Genomic DNA, 18818 nt, shown 5'->3' with positions numbered 1-18818 from the left:
TGAATGGTCATTCTATATTACAGATGGCTTCTCAAGCCCCGTTCTGGCTGAAATCTCAGTCTAGCAGACTTATCGTCAAAACGGTCACACCCGACTCGCTGAAACGGAAGCGGACATTGTGGTCGTAGAGGTGTGCGCCGTAGATCCGCTCCTCAATCCGGCCCCGGCGAAACGACGGTCGCGGATCGTAGGCCACGACGTCTTCGATCAGGGCGCGGAATTCAGGGTAGCGCTGCGGGTCCAACAGGTCCAACTGGGCTTCGGCCTCCGCTGAGAACACAACCGGCAGGCGCTCTGTAGGCGGCGCGGAAGCCCAGGGAATCTCGGCGTCTGTAATCGCATCGGCGAAGGGCAGGTAAGGCTTGATGTCGAGAATTGGCGTCCCCTCGATCAAATCATGCTCCCGGATGCGCAGTACGAGGTCGCCGTCTTGTCGCCGCAGGCCCTCGTTGCGCACAACGGACAGGCCCAGACTGTTGGGGCGGAACGGCGAGCGGCTGGCAAAGACGCCGACCTTGCGGTTGCCGCCAAGCCGGGGTGGGCGAATCGTCGGCCGCCATTCGGCCCGCACCGCCTGGTGGAACTGGAACGTCAGCCAGAGATGGGAGCAGTCCTCCAGACCCCGGAAGGCATCCTCGCGATTATAGGGCGGCTGGATAATCAGGTCGGCCCACGCATGCCGGGTCAGTCCGGGCTGGCGCGGCACACCGAACTTATCGCGGAAGCACGAACGGGTGATGGCGACCGGCTCCAGCGTCAGGGCGTCCTGGGCTGGCCGGGACGGGTGTCGAGTCATCGGATACTCCCGGCAAAGAACATCTCGATACGCAGGGTGATGGATGCGGTCTCGCCGAAATTGTCGTCCCGGTAGAAGTTGACCGCAGGAATGGCTTCGCCATAAAGCCAAGTGCTGTAGAGGCGATAGCGATAGGTGAAGTCGACGAAGTACTCCGTCGGTCGCCAGCCCGGTTGGCTCTCGCCCAGCACACCCATGCGGGGATTGAGCTCAGCCCGGTTGTTGGGGCGGCTGTACAGACTGAAGATCTCCGAGAACTCGAATTGCCGGTCCGAGTGGACCCAGCGCAATTCCGAAGCACTGCGGAAACGCCAGTCGCCGTACCACTTGGAAAAACCCAGCCAGGTGCTCTCGCCCCAGCCATCCTGGTGGAAGTAATAGACGCGTTGGTCGATATCCAGGTCCCAGTCGTTGGCCAGATCGAAGCGCCCCCGGGAACGGGCACGCCAGAACGCATCCGGAGGCAGGCGCAGGCGCGCGCCCACATCGTTGCTCAGGTTCAGCTTGTCCGTGAGGTCGGTGATGTAGCGCAGGGCGCCGGTGGCCCTGGAATCGCTGCGGCCTTCATCGGTCAACTGCCGGTCGCGGTCCCTTTCGGAGAGGGACTTGGTTTCTTCGCTGTCGCTCTCCACCACCAGGCGCAGTTTCTCTTCGACGGTGGGCAGGTCCAGCTTGAAGCGGGCTTCCGGCTCGATCTGGGCGAGATTGGCGGTCTCAGAACGCGTTGCAAAGCCGATGCGAAGATAGCTCTGGTTGTCTGGCAGCGTGCGGGCATCACCGGACAGCGTCTGGTCCGCCCAGGCGCCCATGTTCTGGACCTGCCGGGAGCGCTCTTCATGCTGGCGGATGATCCATTCCGACGTGTCGAGCCACCAGGAGTCCCGGGGCTGGGCCTGTTTCTGATCCAGGCGATCTTCCTGCGTAAAGGTAAAGAAATCCAGCTCCAGTGCATCCATCCGCAGCGGGGAAACATACGGTTCCTGCTGATCCGCCGTATTGGCCAGGGCGGCCGATGGAACGGCGGCCAGGCAAAGCGCGCTGGCTATGGCGCTGAGGTGAGGGCGCACACTATTCCTGGAAGCGATCCATTTCATGCCGAAGCGATTCCGCCTGTTGTTGCAATACCGCCGGCTTCTGGCGAGGGCCGAACAGGCCGGTCACATGCAGCAGAAGCCGTCCCATGGATTTCAAGCCATCCCGGGACTCCCGCGGGATAACATGGATGTGGGCGTGGGGGACCGTCTGGTTCGCGGCCTTGCCGTCGTTCAGGAGGATGTGGGTCCCCTGGATTCCCCAGCCCAGCTGACGCTGGGCTTTCAGTATCCGGCGAGCCACCTGGAACAGACGATCCTGCAGCGTGCCTTCGAGCTCTGTCACTTGAACCACATGGCGCCGGGGAATCACCAGGACATGTCCACGGCCGAGCGGATGGATATCCATGAAGGCACAGCAGTCATCGTCTTTGTAGACCAGGGCATGGGGGGCTTCATCGGCCGCAATCTGGCAGAAAATGCAGGGAGAACTCATGAACCTTGATCCGCCAGGCCCGTGTCCAGAATGGCGTGTAGAGCCCTGACCGAGTCTTTGACCGCCGCCATGGGCTGGGTGTTGTCGATCACCCGGTCGGCTTTCTGGAGCCGCTCCTCCCGCGGTATTTGCGCTGCAATGATACGCTCCACCTGATCACGATCGTTCTGATCGCGGCCCATGGTGCGTTCGATCTGCGTTTCGACAGGGACGTCCACCACGATCACCTCATCCGTCAACTGGTACTGATCGGTTTCCAGCAACAGCGGCGAAACCAGCAAGACATATTGATGAGGATAGTCCGCGGGAACCGGTTCATCACCCAGCCAGAGCTGGCGCCGGATTTCCTCGCGAATGACCGGGTGCAGCAGCTTCTCGAGCCACGCCCTTTCAGAAGGTGTTTCAAACACAATCCGTCGCAAGGCCGCACGATTGAGTGCGCCTTCGGCGGTGAGGATTGTCTCGCCGAAATGCCCGGCAATCCGGGCCAATGCGGGCGTGCCGGGCTCAACAACCTCGCGGGCAATGATATCGGCATCCACGGCATGGACACCCAACTCCTGGAAGAGGCGGGCGACCGTGGACTTGCCACTGCCGATACCGCCCGTCAGACCGATGACTCTCAAGGGATGAACCTGCTGTTACAGTCGAAGATAGCTAAACCAGAGCGCCTGGAGCTCGGGCCCGAACCAGAGCGCAAGCAGGCCGGCGATGGCCAGGTAGGGGCCAAAAGGAATCGGCACCTCGCGCCCATGCCCGCGAAACGCAATCAGGCTGATGCCAATGATGGCGCCCACGACAGACGATAGCAGAATCACCGCCGGCAGCAACTGCCATCCCAGCCACGCACCAAGGGCCCCGAGCAGCTTGAAATCGCCATGTCCCATGCCCTCCTTGCCGGTTACCAGCTTGAACAGCCAGTAGATGGACCAGAGCGACAGGTAGCCGAAAATCGCGCCCCAGAAGGCACTGCTGAAATCGGTCAGCACACCGAAATAATTGAGGATCAGGCCCAGCCAGAGCAGGGGCAGGGTGATGCTGTCTGGCAGCAGTTGGGTATCGAAGTCGATAACCGTCAGGGCGATCAACGCCCAAACCAGAACCAGGGCCCAAAGCCCTTTTTCGCCGGCACCCAGCCAGGCGACCGTAAAGACTGACAGAATGGCGGTAGCGGCTTCAATCAGCGGGTAGCGAATCGAAATCGGTGCTTTGCAGGAGGCGCACTTGCCGCCGAGGAACAGGTAGCTGATGACCGGGATGTTTTCCCAGGGCTTGATCTCGTGCCCGCATTTTGGGCAGGTCGAGTTGGGGGAGGAGAGGGTGAATTTCTTTTCGGGCTTTCGGTCACCTTCTGGAATTTCCAAAAACTCCTCGCATTGGCAGCGCCAGTCCTGCTCCATCATTTTGGGGAGGCGGAGGATGACGACGTTTAGGAAGCTGCCGATGCAGAGTGATAGAAATACCAAGAAAGGATAAAAATAGGCTGGATTGCTCAGTAATGTGTCATAGGTCGGCATGGACGGCCTTGATTTGTATCTTCTAGGAAAAATGTGGGCCTAAAACGAGTCCGCCCGGCTGGGGAAATCTGCCGGGCGGTGATAACGAAGTCAATGTTTAGACGACTTGTCCCATTTGGAATATAGGCAGATACATGCCAATTATCAGGCCACCGACGAGAACACCAAGGACGGCCATGATCATGGGTTCCATCAATGCAGTGAGGTTGTCAACCATGTCATCGACGACGGATTCGTAATGGTCAGCTACCTTTTCGAGCATAGAATCTAAGTTACCAGATTCTTCACCAATCGCAGTCAACTGTACAGCCATTACCGGGAAAACCCCGGTGGCTCGCATCGACGCTTGTAGCTGTGTTCCGCTCGACACATCGTCTCGGATGCGGCTGACGGCATCCCGATAAACTGCATTGCCTGTTGCACCGGATACAGATTCCAGCGCGTCAACGAGAGGCACGCCTGACGCGAACGTCGTGGACAGAACACGACCGAACTTCGCGACCGCGGATTTGTCCAGTATTTCGCCAACAATAGGTAGTTTTAGCACGTATTTGTCGACGGCATCAGAAAACTTTTTCGATCGTTTTTTGGCTTCCTTAAACCCGAATATGGCTCCAACGATGCCAAGTAGGACGATGAACCACCAAGCCTGAAGCCACTCCGATACGTGGATAATAAATTGCGTGAAGACGGGGAGTTCAGCGCCAAAACCGTTGAAGAGCGATTGGAACTGGGGAACTACCTTAACGAGTAGGATAGCTGTTACCACAATCGCGACAACGACAACCGCTATTGGGTAGGTCATTGCTTTTTTAACTTTTTTCTTCAGAATTTCTGTCTTTTCCAAATAGGTCGCGATTCGGTCGAGCATTTGCTCCAGAGCGCCTGCCTTTTCCCCGGAATCAACCAGATTGCAGTACAGGTCGTCAAAGTATTTGGGATGACGACGCAGCGCTCCTGCGAAACTCGTTCCTGACGCTACATCATTTCTGAGCGCAATAACGAGTTCCTGAAGCCCTTTGTTGTCCATCCCGTCCGCAACGATATCGAAGCTTTGAACAAGTGGCACGCCCGCTTTCATCATGGTCGCCATTTGCCGGGTGAGCATTGCGATATCGAAAGGCGAGATTTTTTTGCTACCACCAAAGAGCGGCTTGGGTTTCTTTTTAACCTTGTCGGGCATAATGCCCTGCTTGCGGAGCTGAGCTTTTACCAACGCCAAGCTTGGGCCTGAGAGCTCCCCTTTGGTTTTGTTGCCTTTGCGGTCCTTGCCTTCCCAGACAAAGGTCGATAATTTCTGCGCGTTTTCTGCCATCTTTAATCCTTCGTCACGCGGTTCGCTTCCTCAAGACTTGTCATACCATCTATGACCTTCTTGAGACCCGACTGTCTGAGGTTCGCGAAGCCTTCCGCCTGAGCCTGTTTTGCAATCTTAATCGAACTCGCCTCTTCCATAATCATATTGGCGAGGTTCTCTGTGACCTTGACGACTTCGTATATGCCGACGCGGCCTTTATATCCACCATTGCATTTATCACAGCCCTTGGGGCGGTACAAAGTAAAGCCTGTTTCAATTTGTTGCTCTGTGAAGCCTTCCTTCAATAATACGTCTTTGGGCACATCGGCCGGCTCCTTGCAGCTGCAGAGCCGGCGGGCCAGTCGCTGGGCGATGATCAAGCTGACGGACGTCGCGATGTTAAAGGCTGGGACCCCCATGTTCATCATGCGGGTTAGAGTCTCCGGTGCGCTATTTGTGTGCAATGTCGAAAGCACCAAATGACCGGTTTGGGCCGCCTTAATTGCAATATTCGCGGTTTCGAGATCGCGGATCTCGCCTACCATGATGACATCGGGATCTTGGCGCAGGAATGCACGCAGCGCTTCAGCGAAGCCCAGGCCCACTTTATTGTTGACGTTAACTTGATTGATGCCTTCCAGGTTGATTTCTGCCGGATCTTCCGCTGTGGAAATGTTGCGCTCTTGCGTGTTCAGGATGTTCAGGCCTGTGTACAGGGATACCGTTTTACCGGAACCGGTTGGGCCTGTTACCAAAATCATGCCCTGAGGCTGTTCCAGGGCCTCCATATACATTTGTTTCTGCTCGTCCTCGTAGCCCAGAGCATCAATCCCCAGTTTCGCCGAACTTGGATCAAGGATACGCAGGACGATTTTCTCACCCCAAAGTGTCGGAAGCGTATTGACCCGGAAATCTATGGCCTTGGTCTTGGACAGCTTCATCTTGATCCGACCGTCCTGCGGCACCCGACGCTCGGAAATATCGAGCTGGGCCATGATCTTCACACGAGCCGCGATTTTCGGGGCCAGCTTTATGGACGGTTTGGAGACTTCTTTGAGGATGCCGTCTGTCCGCGTTCTTACGCGATAAACTTTTTCATAGGGTTCGAAGTGAATATCAGATGCGCCACCTCGAATGGCGTCCAAAAGCACCTTGTTGACGTACTTTACAATAGGAGCGTCATCGACATCCGAAGCGGCAACCGCAGCATCGTCGTTATCCTCTTCCCCCCCTTCAATATCAATGTCTTCAAGGTCGGAATCTTCCAGGTCCCCCATGGATGTCTCGTGGGATTCCAGGTACCGATCAATCATTTCCCGAAGTTTGGCATCATCAACCAGAATGGCGTCGGTGCTCAAACCGGTGTTGAACTTAATCTCATCCAGCGCCTGGATGTTAGTGGGGTCCGAAACGGCTATAAACAGTCGCTTCCCTCGTTTATAAAGGGGAAGGGCGTTGTGTTTACGAACCAGTTTTTCATCGACTATCTTCTCCGGCAGCATTTCAGGGGAGAACGAGTTTAGATCAAGGACGGAAACACCAAACTCCATTGCAGCGGAGAACGCGAGCCCACGGCTATCCGCCAAATTGTTTTGGACTAAGTAGGTGATCAGTGGAATTTTGTTGTTGGATGCCTGAATAAAGGCATCGCGGGCTGCGGCTTCCTCGAGCAGTCCATCCTCAACAAATCGGCGGGCAAGTCCGGTCAGGGTAACGTTCTGATTGCTTGGCGGCATAAAATTGAGTGCTGTCGACAGGTTGCTGAATGTTTCTGAAGCTCAAGTTTAGATCGGAGCTAAAGGATTTGAAAGGTTCTACTGGATTCCGAGCCGAAAGCTGGTTGTTGCTATTGGCGGGTGACAAAATACGTCACTAGTCGGCGCCCTATGTCACAGTGTTAGGGCTTTCTTAACGATGTTTCCGCGATCGACTCCTCTCATCAGTCTGATTTAAAGAAGGATTTTTACATTTTCTTGCAATTGGCATGGCTCCTGCTAGGATCTCCGCAGGCCTCCCCGACCGGGGTGTTAAATGAAAGGAATAATGCGGAGATGTATATGAAGCGCGTACAACAGGGTTTTACTTTGATTGAATTGATGATCGTTGTTGCGATCATCGGTATTCTGGCTGCGGTCGCCATCCCGGCTTATCAGGATTACACCATTCGAGCGCAAGTGTCTGAGGGCATGAGCCTGGCTGCGGGTGCAAAGACTTCCGTAGCTGAGTTTTACACGCAGCGCGGAACATACCCTGCTCAAAACTCCAATGCAGGCTTGGCCGACGCTGCTGATATCGCAGGGACATACGTGTCTGCGGTCACTGTCAGTGATGGCCTCATCAAGGTTGAATACGGTAATGATGCAAACGCTGCGATCAAAGGCGACACTTTGCTTGTTTCTCCGATCACAAGCGCAGGCTCTGTATCTTGGAACTGCAAACCGGGTTCATTGGATACTAAATACTTGCCGACTGACTGTCGCGACTGATCAGGCTTTCGAGTCGCGCATAATTTGTTAGTTTTTAAAAAGGCCCGAGTTTTCGGGCCTTTTTTTATTAGGAGTCAAGGAAATTGCATCTTAAAAAAGAGCATTGTATTGCCGGATTTAGCTTTTATATTCTTATTGTTATGGTCGGATTACTCTATAATCACGGTGTAAACGATGCATTTTACTTTGATGACTTTTCTAACTTAAGTGCGCTAAATGATAGTGGTTCCGTTCACGATTATAACTCGTTTAAAGAGTTCGTTCTGGGTAATGCGGCGGGCCCCACCGGTCGTCCAGTATCAATGATTTCTTTTCTTATTGATGATAATACTTGGCCCAGTACTGCAAGCGAATTTAAAAATACCAATATATTAATTCATCTCCTGATTGGTGCTGTTTTATTTTGGGCCGCATTTTTAATATCACGCATCGTTGGTGTGAGCTATCCGGCTCTAGCTGCATTGTTTGTCTGCGCGGTTTGGCTGTTGAATCCTTTTCATGCCTCGACTGTCCTGTATCCCGTGCAGCGCATGGCTCAACTAAGCACATTATTTTGTGTTATTGGTGTTCTTATATACCTAAAAGCGCGAGTTAAACTCGGTGATGGGAAAATAATCTCAGCCTTTTTATATGGTATTGCGCTTTTTCTTTCGTTTCTTCTAGCCGTATTCTCAAAAGAAAATGGCGCGGTACTGCCGGTTTTACTTACAGTTTTAGAGGTGTCAGTTTTAAAATCGCTTCCTTGGGGGAAGAAATGTTATAAAAGGCTGGTGTGCTCTGTTCTGCTGATAGGTAGCTTTTGCGTGTTTTCTATCATTGTTTACAAAGCAAGCCTGAATGGATGGGGGGATCTTTATCCTGGGCGAGATTTTACTCCTTATCAGCGTCTAATAACTGAACCTTCTGTTCTACTTTATTATATAAAAGAGCTTTTACTTCCTTCGCTTTATACTCCTGGTCTATATTATGACGATGTTCATCCTTATTTGGGTTTGATGGTATCATCCTGGGTGCCCATGGTAAGCATCTTGGTCGTACTGTTCATTTTCGGATTGGCTATATTCAATTTAAACCGATATAGCTTGCTCGGCTTTTCAATACTTTTTTTCTTTGCTGGTCATATCATTGAATCGACAGCGTTAAACCTCGAACTTATTTTTGAGCATCGAAATTACTTGCCAAGCCTTTTTATTGGCTTTTTTTGGCTTGAGTTAGCCAGATTTCTCAGTAAATATTCTATTCCGAAGGTGATAGTTTTTCTGTTCCCATTAATCTTGTATCCAAGTATTTTGTTTGCACGAACGGATTTGTGGGCTGACCGGGTTGTATTTGGGGCATATTTAGCAAAGACGTCCCCTCATTCGATTCGATCGCATATTGAGTTAAATAATGCGCTTTTGTACGACGGCCAACCTCAGGCAGCTAAGAAAGCTCTTGAAGAGGCTATTAGAGCCAATCCTGATAATATTTATTTAAGAATGCACGTTGTGCTCGTTGATTGTTTGCTTGGTGTAAAAGATTCCGGCGATATGGATAATTTAATTTCTATGGCTAAGACCCAAGCATTTGACGGCCGCGACCGACTGGCCATAGAAAAAATGTGGCAATATATGCGGAACGGGCGATGTGATTTCATTACTCCTGGGTACTTTCGTGAGTTAATGATGGCCTTTGAAGTCGGTCAACAAGGTGGTCAAGATCAAGGTGAGATATCTAGGCGTCTATTGCGAATCTACGCAGACCGATTTTACGTGATGTACCCTAGCTACTCCCCTTCAAAAGTTAAGCCGCTTAAAGCCGTCTTGAGCTCCGAAAATCCGGAATATATTATGGTGACCGCGGCTTATTTAGCATCGGTGAATCGGTTCGATGAGGCGCTAAAATTGTCAGATAAGGCGCTTCAGTTGGTTAGAATGGGGAAACTACATAACTCGCTGAAAGATCCAGTGCAGTTCGCTCAGGATATCTTGAGTTTTCAGGAAACTGTAGAAGAAGATAAAGAAAATTTTGAATAATGGGTTTCATATGAAATTATCGATAATTATTCCAGCGAAGAACGAAGCTAATAGTTTGAAGTCTCTGATTCCTGAGCTAAAGCTTTTGAGTGTTGCAAGTGAAATTATTGTAGTGAATGACGGTTCATCAGACAACACTTCTGAAATATGTAAAGAGCACAACGTGAAAGAGGTTCTTCATCCTTATTCAAAAGGAAATGGTGCTGCGGTGAAGTCAGGTGCTCGTGAGGCAACTGGAGATGTGCTGATTTTTATGGATGGAGATGGACAGCATCGACCAGAAGATATTCACAAGTTAGTCGAAGGGATTCGTTCCGGATATGATATGGTTATTGGGTCACGTAATGCTGAAGGGCAAGCGAATATAGGAAGGGGATTTGCCAATGGCTTATATAATAGGTTAGCCAGTTATGTGACGGGGCATGAGGTTAAAGACTTAACTTCCGGGTTCCGTGCAGTCAATGCATTGAAATTTCGCGAGTTCTTGTATTTGCTACCGAATGGCTTTTCTTACCCAACTACTAGCACTCTGGCTTTCTTTAGGGCTGGTTACTCTGTTAGCTATGTTGGCATCGATGTAAAGAAGCGGATTGGGAAAAGCCATCTTAAGCCTGTTAAGGATGGCGTGAGGTTTTTGCTAATAATATTTAAAATAGGAACCTTATATTCGCCGTTGAAATTATTTGTTCCTGTGTCGCTTTCTGTCTTCCTTTTGGGGGTCGCTTACTATTGCTTTACCTATATTACACAGGGTCGTTTCACAAATATGAGTGCTTTAATGTTCACTACCTCTTTGGTTGTCTTTATGGTTGGTCTAGTATCGGAGCAAATTACCGCTCTTATGTACAAAAATGACAACTCATAGGTTCTAGCGCTTTTTTACGGCCAAAGATAATAGATAAAACAAGCAGTCACAGGCGATAGTCCATATCCTCGAAGATATGGATATCAATAATGCCAGTTCAGCTCCAATAATGGGCGTTAAAAAAAATGTTAATCCCGCTTCACGAATGCCTATTCCAGCGGGTACGATAAAAATAAGAGTGCTTGCTAGCGATAAGACTAAATACACTGAATATACATTGAGAATATTTGGAGTTGAAAGGCTTGGAATTATTGATAGTATCAGCATAACAAACGAAGCTGATCCTATATTTACTGATAAAAAATATAATGGAAGTTGTGTGAGTGTTTTGAGCTTTCTTGAGGTGGAGAGTCGCAAGTCTAATTTTGTTATTTCATAAATACGCATTTGGAAATTATGAGAGAAGTATGGAAAGAGTAATGCTATGGCAAGTATAAGAGTTGCCAGACTTCCTGGTATAATTTGCGCCCTAAGTGATATTTTTGCATTTAGAAGTAAAAGGATAATAAGGATAGAAGTAGCTAATGCCAGAATTTGTAGTATCACCTCAAACAAGCTGGCAGATAATGAATGTCTCATCTCAATTCGTTTGTTTATTATGCTTCTGCTTATAATGCTGAATACTCCACCTGGAATGTATCGCGCTATCCATGAAACTGCGTAAGCATGAAGTGTGCTTCGATAATCCGGTTTTTTGCCACTAAAAAAGTAGATAGATCTGTTCCATATTAGTGATAGTAGAAGCCTGAAAGTAAGTGACAAAAATATCGAGAAAGATAAGAAGTATAGGTTGAAGTTAGAAATTGAGATTGCGTTATAGTCGAGTCCCCATGCGTGTATTAGGATAAAAGCTACACTTAAAAAAATGATCAGAAGTCGGAGAAGTTTAACGAGTCTTTTTTTCATCTTTCACTGCGGATTCGAATATGTTTATTAGCTGATTCCTCATTGTGGTGAGGCGATACTGGCAGTTGTACTTTTCTTTAGGTGAATTAAGTATATATTCTAATTTTTCCATTATTGCTCTTTCATAGTTGCCCTCCAGAAGCGTCTCAATCGGGAATGACTGCTCGGGAGACTCGAGTTGTTCAAAAAACAATTTTCCTTTGTCGACATAATACAGACAAATTGAGGGTGTTCCAGAAGCTATGGAAATTATCGAGCTATGAAGTCGACTCGCGATAGTGCATTTAGCTTGTGAATATATATCTATTAGGTCGTTGGGTGATATGGTAGACGTATCCAGTATGTGAGTCCTTTCTTTTTGTAAAGCTGTTGCTAGTTCGGCGCAGAAGTCTGAGTCGCCCTCATTATCAGAGTTAAACATTGGTATAAAAAGCAAGTTTACTCCATAACACTCCTGAACCCGTTTGAGCAGGCTTTGGAAGTTCTTTATGTAGGTTTGATACTCGCTCCGCTGACTCATCGGGTTAATTCGGTTTTGGATAGCAAGTGGAAGCCAGCTGCTTTTCTTGTAGTGAAACCATCGTCGGGCGCTAACTATAATGCTATTATGAAGGAAATCTGGCTCCAGATTGTTGGTTATCGCTGCATTTAAATTATGATTAGGCGTGCCTAATATTGCTGGATCAAAGCCGACTACAACTTTTTCTTTAATTACCCCGTATTGAATTAACTTTTCAGCCGATAGCTGGTCTCGAACCATAAATAGTTTGCATAGATTCACTGCGCGTGAAATGAAGTGCTTTGACATTCTAGAGTGAGTGGGGCCAATACCTTGAAAAAGCCCGTAAATGGGCTTTTTTGCCAGTTTTATGAGCAGCATTCTCATGCACCAATATATCGGCGCGATTTTTGTCGTGTAATCCTTTAGTAGCTCTCCACCTCCCCAGAATATAAGGTCATAATTTCTGGCTTTTAAAGTTAAATTTATCAGTTTTACCGGGTTGAGTGAGTATACTGGCATTTCAATGAAGTCAATATCAAACCATTTCTTGTCCCTGGTTGGATTGTTGGATATTGCAGTTATCGTTGACTCTGGCCATATTTTCTTAATTAGACTTACGTTTCCTAGCAATATTGCCTGATCTCCCTTGTTAAACGGAGAGTCGCTATTAATTATTAGAACTTTTTTCACTGTAGGATGCCTTGATCAAAAAATCTGTATACTTTTTGCCAATAATTTCCCAGCTATATTCTTTTGCTGTGTTCTTCGCATTTTTTTCGATTCCTTGATGCACATCGGCTTCGATTTCTAGGGCTTTGGATAACGCAGATTCTAATTCAGATACCGATCTCTGGCTAATCAAAAAACCGTTAATGCCATCTTTAATAATGTCATCTGCACCGCTTTCTCGAGTAGCAATACAGATCTTCCCATAGCTTAATCCCTCGAGGAGAGCTACCGGTAAACCCTCGGCATCGCCATCGTCAGTAATAATTGACGGTGTTACAAATACTTTGCAATTTCGTAAGATGCGGTCCTTATCTTGTCCTTCTATGTGGCCGAGAAGTCGGACCTTCTCGTTTAGACCATAATGCTCGATTGCCTCAAGGATTGAGTTTTCAAGTGGCCCGCTCCCGCAGATTTCTAGGGCGGCTTTGGGGAAGCGTTTTGATATTTCGTAAAATGCCGGTATTAAGTACTGTAGACCCTTCTTTTCCGTTAGTCTTCCTATAAAAAGTACTCTCTCAGGCTTGTAATTACCTGCGTCTTGCTTACAGGTTTCGGAAGGAAGGTGTACGCCCATTGGCAATAAGAAGATTTTTTTCTGTATATTTTCCCATTCCTTTTCCGAGTAAAAGCATTTTATTTTTTCATAGGTTCGTGAGCTAACAACTGATATAGCGCTTGATTGGTTTAGAGCAGATTTTACTAGTAGTGGTCCGATTAAAGGTAACTTCTTTAGCACAAAAACATCAGATGAGTGGCTTGTTATAGCGAATGGCGTGTTGGTTAACTTTGATGCAATGAATGCAGCGATTCCTTGTGGTGTAAACCAGTGTGCATAAATGAGATCGGGCTTCGTTCTAGTGGTCAATCGGACGGTCCAATATATACCGAAAGCAAGTTGAAAGATGAATGCAATAATTTTGAGAGGGTTTTTTTTTATTGTTGGCCAAAGGCCATGGGCATTCAGTGACTGCAAGCTGTTTGGGTAAAAATAACGGAAAAATTTCACCCTTATATTATCGGATGTATGGTTTGATGTTTCTAGAAGCGCATCATGCGGCGCTAGTATTGAAAATGAAAACCTAGGGTTTTGACGACTTATTTCTTTGATCTGCTCTGATACGAATGTCGGGATCTTATAACTGCTGTTTGATGAGTATGTGGATGTCAATACTAGAATTTTCAACTGTATATCCGTACCGAAAAGGAAGTGTATTTCGAAAATATACCATTTGATCTAGGTGTCGGCAAAAAGATATCTCTGTATCTTTTTGTTATATTTTGGTGCTGAAGGTTGCTCGAAAAATTGTCAGGTTTTGTCCTTCCAGGTCCTTAGTGATTATGTTGATCTTTTATCTCGCTGAAAAAACTGTAAAAAAATGTGGCTCGATATTTGCCTAGTGATGGTTGGAAAGTTTTTCTAAGAGGCGTGATGACTGATGAATAGAGAGTACGGATTTACTCTTATTGAGTTGCTGATCGTTGTGGCGATCCTTGGAATTCTTGCTGCTGTAGCCATCCCGGCTTATCAACTATATTCGGCGCGGGCTCAAGTATCGGAAGCACTGTCAATTTCGTCGGGCATTAGGGTGCAGGTCGAGGAGGTATTCATGGGTGGTAAGGGGGTGTTTTCCGGTGTTAATAGCGGCTCACATGGCCTGCCTATGCCGTCAAGCACTGTTGGGGCCTATGTCGATCGAGTTTCCGTTGTAGATTCTGTTTTAAGTGTTCGTCTAGGCAATAATGCTTCTAGGTTTATTGATGGTGAAGTCCTTCAATTGTCGCCTGTGACTACCAAATCAGGAGGTGTTGTTTGGAGCTGCAGTTTTAGCGGAGAAGATCGATACGTGCCTGCAAGCTGCCGCTAAACCTCCGATTTACCTACTAAGCGGGCTCCTATTATCGTTAGGTGGGCTTGCCCCTAGTAAGGAGGCGCTCCATGAGTCGTAAGAAGGCTCAGGCCTGCATGGACGGGTTTCGCAGGAAAAGCCGTGTGTAGTGGCGATTTTACCACTTATGTAATTGTCCGGAATCATTAGGTCAGTGCATTCATGCCGAAGCGGATCAGCATAGGGTATTTCCTGCAATCACAGCAGCCGTGACAGTTGGCACTAAAATCTTGCCATGCGCTGTAGGCACATGGTGAACTATCCGGATCATCGAATTGGGCGCATACGGGACCTACCATTGAATAAGGACATTATCTGGCACCACCATAAAGTTTCCCGCGCAGATCGGGCGGGCTCTAAAAATCAGAAGCCCTGTTTGCTCTGGTTTACCGGGCTGAGCGGTTCTGGGAAGTCTACGATCGCGAACGCGTTGGATGTAGCCCTTCATGAGCGTGGTTATCACACGTTTTTGCTGGATGGTGATAACGTGCGTCATGGACTCTGTAGTGACCTCGGGTTTTCCGATGACGATCGTGTCGAGAATATTCGCCGTATCGGTGAAGTCAGCAAGCTCTTCACCGACGCAGGTCTGATCGTTATTAGTGCCTTCATCTCGCCATTTACCGGCGATCGTAGAATGGTGCGTAAGCTGTTCCCGGCGGGCGAGTTTATCGAGATCTTTATGGATACGCCGATCAACACCTGCGAAGAGCGGGACCCAAAGGGGCTCTATGAAAAAGCCAGGCAAGGTGTCATCAAGAATTTTACTGGTATCGATTCACCCTATCAGGCGCCTGAGCGACCTGAGATCCGCCTCGATTCTTCTTCTATGAGCGTTGACCATTGTGTTGACGTTATCATCGAATATCTGGTCCGACGCGAGTTGATTTCCTGAGTCTGCATTGGGGCGCTAAACCGGTATGACTTGGGAAGCTATAACCACAGTCGGAGTGCTATCTAGCGTTTTAATAGCACTGGCTTTAACCCGCGTCTCAGCCGATCTCGTGCTGATGGCCGCGCTCACCATCCTTCTCCTCACAGGTATTCTGTCGCCAACTGAAGCTCTTGCTGGCTTTGCTAATCCCGGTGTCATAACGATTGCAGTTCTTTATATTGTTGCGGCCGGACGCAAGGAAACCGGCGCGGTCCAATGGGTTGCGCGCCTGCTCATTGGCAAGACAATCGCTGAGGCGGGTCTTCGGGCTCTGGCATATGGTTATCTGACTGAAATTAGAGCCTGATCGGACATTGCAGGTGGGGGATCGTCTTTATTTTATTGGCGCGCCAGAATGTGCCGCAGAGCTAAGGCGGATTCATGGCTTGAAGTCTGCTCACTCAGGTGTTTACAAGCTGGAGTTCGCCAGCCACCAGCGCTGCCTGGTTGAAGTTGTCCTCGGTCCAGAATTTCCAGCTCTTGGGGTGACGATTCGAGGTAGCCGTTTCAGAACTCGTTTTAATGCTGCCATGCTTTCTGTTTCACGGGAAGCATACGCCGACCAATATCCTTGAACAGGGTCAGGTAATGCTGGTTGATGCTGGTCAGGATTTCTTCAGCCGTTTCTTCGCTATGGGTATGGGAGATTCGGTTTCTGTCCTGCAGCAGTTGCATCCACCGCTCTCCGTCATAAATCAGGTTGGCAGCAAAGGCTTCCCATATGGTGTCCCTCGAACCGGTAATCGAGGTATTTCCCTGCCATCGCAAATAATCTCGCAGCAGATTCCAGGCAAGCTCGTAAGTGTACTCAAAGGCTTGAATGACGTCTTGCTTCTCGAGTTTTGAAAGCTATGGAGAGCGCATCAATGTCACAGCGTCGTTCAACTGGTGGAAGGCTTTCTTGAAATTGCTGAACCGATGTACCCAGCGAATATCCTGATTGGGCAGAAGGCTGAACCGGTTGAGGGGGTGATTCGATAACATATCATAGGGATAGGAGGTGGTCGCCGTATTCATGAGAACCTTTTGGGCCAGAGAGTATGGCCTGGATAGATCGATAGCCCTGGCGGATAGTAACTGAAATCGAAGTCATCTTTCTGTAGAATTCTGCCGCTTTGTCCCGGGTTGTCGAATCGGGGCAGGGCGGTAGCGCATACGGTCGCTGCCATACGACAACAGTTGAAACTGAAGCAGTGGGATCACTCAATGAATGACGCTCAGATGCATCAACGGAATGAGTTCAATGATGAAATAAGTCTGGTTGACTTGGCGGTCACTTTTGTTCGGCGCCGCCGGGTGTTTTATGCTGTGTTCACGGTCTGCGTATTGGCGGGTGTGGCGTATGCGCTGATCGCAGATACGACTTATCGTTATACCAGCCTGATCCAGGGAGCAGCGACGGACTCAAATGAGCCACTGGTGTCTCCCGAGGTTGTCATGTCCGGGTTGGAAGGACGTTGGCTGCCTGAGGTCCGTGCCACCTATGAGGCGGAGCACGGAAAGCTACCTTTTGAAGTGACATTTGATAATCCGGAGAAAACGAACATCATCAAGCTAGCCTCAGAAGCAAGCGAAGATCGGGCGAATATGGTTGAGCATATTCATCAGACGTTGATGGCCGATGTCACTAAAGAGCAAGGTAGTCTTCTGGAAGAGCAAAAGAATCAACTGGAGCAGCAGATCACGGCTGTTGGCAAGCTCATTCAATCCCTGCAGGAGGAAGGCGCGACCGGTGAGACTGTAGCAGGCGCGGTCGAGCGGAAGTTGAATCTTGAGCTTGAACTGGCCAGTCTGAAACCGGCTAAAACACTGGTAGTCGCAAGGCAGAGTGCCGACGCGACCGGACCCAAGAGGGTCCTAATCGTTGTGCTGGCAATCGTTCTCGGGGGTATGCTGGGGGTCTTTGCAGCATTTTTAACCGAGTTTTTCGTTGCCGTTCGCGCCCAGATGGCACGTCAGCACTAACGGACTGAACATCACCCGATCCTGATCAGCTTGTTGTGTTGAACAAGGTGTACGGCCGGAGAGATGCTTGTGCCCTCTGATATTTTCATAAGTATGTAAGGGTACATTTTAGGTAGGCTGATTAGACTGAATGAAAACTCGCTTAATAAATTTGGGGCTCAGGGCACTAACGTTAGCTGTAAAGTTCGCTTTTGTGCTGACGCTGGCGGCTTTCCTTCCACCTGAGCAGGTAGGGCTATATGGGCTGATAACCGTAACTGTATCCTACTCTATCTATTTTGTTGGCTTCGAATTCTATACCTTCAGTACACGTGATTTGGTTGCGCGGCCGCGGTCGGAATGGTCCCGGTTATTGTCGAGCCAGTTGATCTTCTTTGGCCTGATGTATGCGCTTGTATTGCCGGCTTCCGGCGCTCTTTTCTGGGCTGGGGTGCTGCCGTGGAGCATCATGGGGGCCTTTGTCATACTGATTGTCCTTGAACATCTGTCAACGGAACTGATGCGATTTCTTATCGCTATTGAAAGACCTTTGCTTGCAACGATTATCATATTTATAAAGCAGGCCTTATGGGCTATCTGCTTTACATTTGCCATGTGGTTCAACCCCGATTTCAGGAACATCTCTGACCTCCTGCTTTTCTGGCTTGTGGGCACATTTATTAGCGTTCTCATAGGCGTGGGACCGCTGGTGGTGCTCGATTGGAAGGGGGCTTTTGTGAGCTTTGACTGGCGTTGGGTTAGGGCTGGGGTTGTGATAGCTATTCCCTTGCTTGTATCGTCAATTGCTGTCAGAACTTTGTTTACCTTTGATCGCTATGTTTTTGAGGCGCTGAATGACTTGACGCTATTGGGTGCTTACAGTGTTTATATGGGCGTTGCCTCGGCCATGCTTTCTTTCATGGAGTCCGGAGTCTTTGTCTTTTATTACCCGAGAATGATGAAGTCTTACAAGGAAAACAATATGCCTGAATTTGAGATGGCATATCGGAAGCTGGTTAAGCAGTCAGCGCTATGGTTGGTGCTGTTGGTGGTCGGCGCGGTAGCGGCAGGCATCATAGTATTCCCTATTCTGGAAGAACCGGTATACGCTGAGAATTTACCACTATTCGGCGCTGTCGTTATCACGATGGCGGTTTTCATTGGCGGCTATGTCTTTCAATATGGTCTTTACACGACTGCCAGGGACCGCAGTATTATCACCGCCAATATTGCTGGGTTGGCGACTGCAGCGCTCGCGCTTCTTATATTGGCTAGATATACCGATTATTGGGCGGTCACGGTTTCCATGCTTATTGGCAGTAGCATCGCAGCGCTTCTGAAGTACTGGAAATGGCATATCACACGTAAAGAGCTTCTCCTATTACAATGATGAGCCGCTGTCGTAATCTTCGAA

General features: G+C 48.9%; 18 protein-coding genes and 1 pseudogene. 8 read left to right on the top strand and 11 right to left on the bottom strand.

Annotated elements, in window-relative coordinates; translation table 11 throughout:
* Nucleotides 1-55 precede the first annotated feature (55 nt).
* From tsaA to pilB, 7 genes are all read right to left on the bottom strand, one after another.
* The gene (gene tsaA / locus EZI54_RS08760; protein ID WP_131481054.1) at nucleotides 56-796 is read right to left on the bottom strand and encodes a tRNA (N6-threonylcarbamoyladenosine(37)-N6)-methyltransferase TrmO; all 741 of its coding nucleotides are present in this window, start codon (nucleotides 794-796) and stop codon (nucleotides 56-58) included.
* Nucleotides 793-1890, bottom strand: coding sequence for a hypothetical protein (locus tag EZI54_RS08755; RefSeq protein WP_131481052.1), 1098 nt, complete (start codon nucleotides 1888-1890; stop codon nucleotides 793-795). The genes tsaA and EZI54_RS08755 overlap by 4 nt, the downstream gene beginning before the upstream one ends.
* On the bottom strand, nucleotides 1865-2323 hold the full coding sequence (locus EZI54_RS08750) for an HIT family protein (protein WP_131481050.1): 459 nt from the start codon (nucleotides 2321-2323) through the stop codon (nucleotides 1865-1867). Before EZI54_RS08750 ends, EZI54_RS08755 begins: the two co-directional genes overlap by 26 nt.
* Nucleotides 2320-2949 carry a dephospho-CoA kinase gene (gene coaE / locus EZI54_RS08745; RefSeq protein WP_131481048.1) on the bottom strand — a complete coding sequence of 210 codons (630 nt, stop codon included), beginning with the start codon at nucleotides 2947-2949 and terminating at the stop codon, nucleotides 2320-2322. Before coaE ends, EZI54_RS08750 begins: the two co-directional genes overlap by 4 nt.
* A gap of 15 nt (nucleotides 2950-2964) precedes the next feature.
* Complete coding sequence (locus EZI54_RS08740) at nucleotides 2965-3840, bottom strand: prepilin peptidase (RefSeq protein ID WP_131481046.1); 876 nt, start codon at nucleotides 3838-3840, stop codon at nucleotides 2965-2967.
* Between the two features lie 97 nt (nucleotides 3841-3937).
* The gene (locus EZI54_RS08735) at nucleotides 3938-5155 is read right to left on the bottom strand and encodes a type II secretion system F family protein (protein ID WP_131481044.1); all 1218 of its coding nucleotides are present in this window, start codon (nucleotides 5153-5155) and stop codon (nucleotides 3938-3940) included.
* A 2-nt stretch (nucleotides 5156-5157) separates the two neighbouring features.
* Complete coding sequence (pilB, locus tag EZI54_RS08730) at nucleotides 5158-6873, bottom strand: type IV-A pilus assembly ATPase PilB (RefSeq protein ID WP_131481042.1); 1716 nt, start codon at nucleotides 6871-6873, stop codon at nucleotides 5158-5160.
* Between the two features lie 321 nt (nucleotides 6874-7194).
* Here pilB and EZI54_RS08725 point away from each other — a divergent pair, with 321 nt between their 5' ends.
* The 3 genes from EZI54_RS08725 to EZI54_RS08715 all read left to right on the top strand — a co-directional run bounded on the left by EZI54_RS08725 (nucleotide 7195) and on the right by EZI54_RS08715 (nucleotide 10503).
* Nucleotides 7195-7623 (top strand): pilin, encoded by a 429-nt coding sequence (locus EZI54_RS08725; protein WP_131481040.1) that lies wholly within the window; start codon nucleotides 7195-7197, stop codon nucleotides 7621-7623.
* Between the two features lie 83 nt (nucleotides 7624-7706).
* On the top strand, nucleotides 7707-9638 hold the full coding sequence (locus tag EZI54_RS08720; protein WP_131481038.1) for a tetratricopeptide repeat protein: 1932 nt from the start codon (nucleotides 7707-7709) through the stop codon (nucleotides 9636-9638).
* Nucleotides 9639-9648: 10 nt separating this feature from the next.
* Nucleotides 9649-10503 carry a glycosyltransferase family 2 protein gene (locus EZI54_RS08715; RefSeq protein ID WP_131481036.1) on the top strand — a complete coding sequence of 285 codons (855 nt, stop codon included), beginning with the start codon at nucleotides 9649-9651 and terminating at the stop codon, nucleotides 10501-10503.
* Nucleotides 10504-10506: 3 nt separating this feature from the next.
* Here the strand turns inward: EZI54_RS08715 and EZI54_RS25420 are convergent, their stop codons facing one another.
* The 3 genes from EZI54_RS25420 to EZI54_RS08700 are packed head-to-tail and all read right to left on the bottom strand — an operon-like array spanning nucleotide 10507 to nucleotide 13823.
* Complete coding sequence (locus tag EZI54_RS25420) at nucleotides 10507-11409, bottom strand: lysylphosphatidylglycerol synthase domain-containing protein (protein ID WP_131481034.1); 903 nt, start codon at nucleotides 11407-11409, stop codon at nucleotides 10507-10509.
* Nucleotides 11390-12601 (bottom strand): polysaccharide pyruvyl transferase family protein, encoded by a 1212-nt coding sequence (locus EZI54_RS08705; RefSeq protein ID WP_131481032.1) that lies wholly within the window; start codon nucleotides 12599-12601, stop codon nucleotides 11390-11392. Before EZI54_RS08705 ends, EZI54_RS25420 begins: the two co-directional genes overlap by 20 nt.
* Nucleotides 12579-13823, bottom strand: coding sequence for a glycosyltransferase (locus EZI54_RS08700; protein WP_131481030.1), 1245 nt, complete (start codon nucleotides 13821-13823; stop codon nucleotides 12579-12581). Before EZI54_RS08700 ends, EZI54_RS08705 begins: the two co-directional genes overlap by 23 nt.
* Nucleotides 13824-14076: 253 nt before the next feature.
* On the opposite strand from EZI54_RS08700, the gene EZI54_RS08695 reads away from it, so the two are divergent.
* The 3 genes from EZI54_RS08695 to EZI54_RS25050 all read left to right on the top strand — a co-directional run bounded on the left by EZI54_RS08695 (nucleotide 14077) and on the right by EZI54_RS25050 (nucleotide 15767).
* Nucleotides 14077-14505, top strand: coding sequence for a pilin (locus tag EZI54_RS08695; protein ID WP_131481028.1), 429 nt, complete (start codon nucleotides 14077-14079; stop codon nucleotides 14503-14505).
* Between the two features lie 319 nt (nucleotides 14506-14824).
* Nucleotides 14825-15421: an adenylyl-sulfate kinase gene (gene cysC, locus EZI54_RS08690; RefSeq protein ID WP_131481026.1), complete on the top strand. Its 597-nt coding sequence runs from the start codon at nucleotides 14825-14827 to the stop codon at nucleotides 15419-15421.
* 25 nt (nucleotides 15422-15446) lie between these two features.
* The gene (locus tag EZI54_RS25050) at nucleotides 15447-15767 is read left to right on the top strand and encodes an SLC13 family permease (protein ID WP_242674391.1); all 321 of its coding nucleotides are present in this window, start codon (nucleotides 15447-15449) and stop codon (nucleotides 15765-15767) included.
* 212 nt (nucleotides 15768-15979) lie between these two features.
* On the opposite strand, the pseudogene EZI54_RS08680 reads toward EZI54_RS25050, so the two are convergent.
* Nucleotides 15980-16294, bottom strand: a pseudogene (locus EZI54_RS08680) (HI0074 family nucleotidyltransferase substrate-binding subunit); the annotation flags it as partial.
* Between the two features lie 372 nt (nucleotides 16295-16666).
* Here EZI54_RS08680 and EZI54_RS08675 point away from each other — a divergent pair.
* Nucleotides 16667-17425 carry a Wzz/FepE/Etk N-terminal domain-containing protein gene (locus EZI54_RS08675; protein WP_131481024.1) on the top strand — a complete coding sequence of 253 codons (759 nt, stop codon included), beginning with the start codon at nucleotides 16667-16669 and terminating at the stop codon, nucleotides 17423-17425.
* 130 nt (nucleotides 17426-17555) lie between these two features.
* Nucleotides 17556-18794: a lipopolysaccharide biosynthesis protein gene (locus EZI54_RS08670; RefSeq protein WP_131481022.1), complete on the top strand. Its 1239-nt coding sequence runs from the start codon at nucleotides 17556-17558 to the stop codon at nucleotides 18792-18794.
* Nucleotides 18795-18818: the final 24 nt, after the last annotated feature.

It is taken from the genome of Marinobacter halodurans (genome assembly GCF_004327985.1).
In the GTDB taxonomy this organism is placed as follows: domain Bacteria; phylum Pseudomonadota; class Gammaproteobacteria; order Pseudomonadales; family Oleiphilaceae; genus Marinobacter_A; species Marinobacter_A halodurans.
The sequence above is the reverse complement of the archived record's forward strand: the minus strand, read 5'-3'. Positions and strand labels throughout refer to the sequence as shown.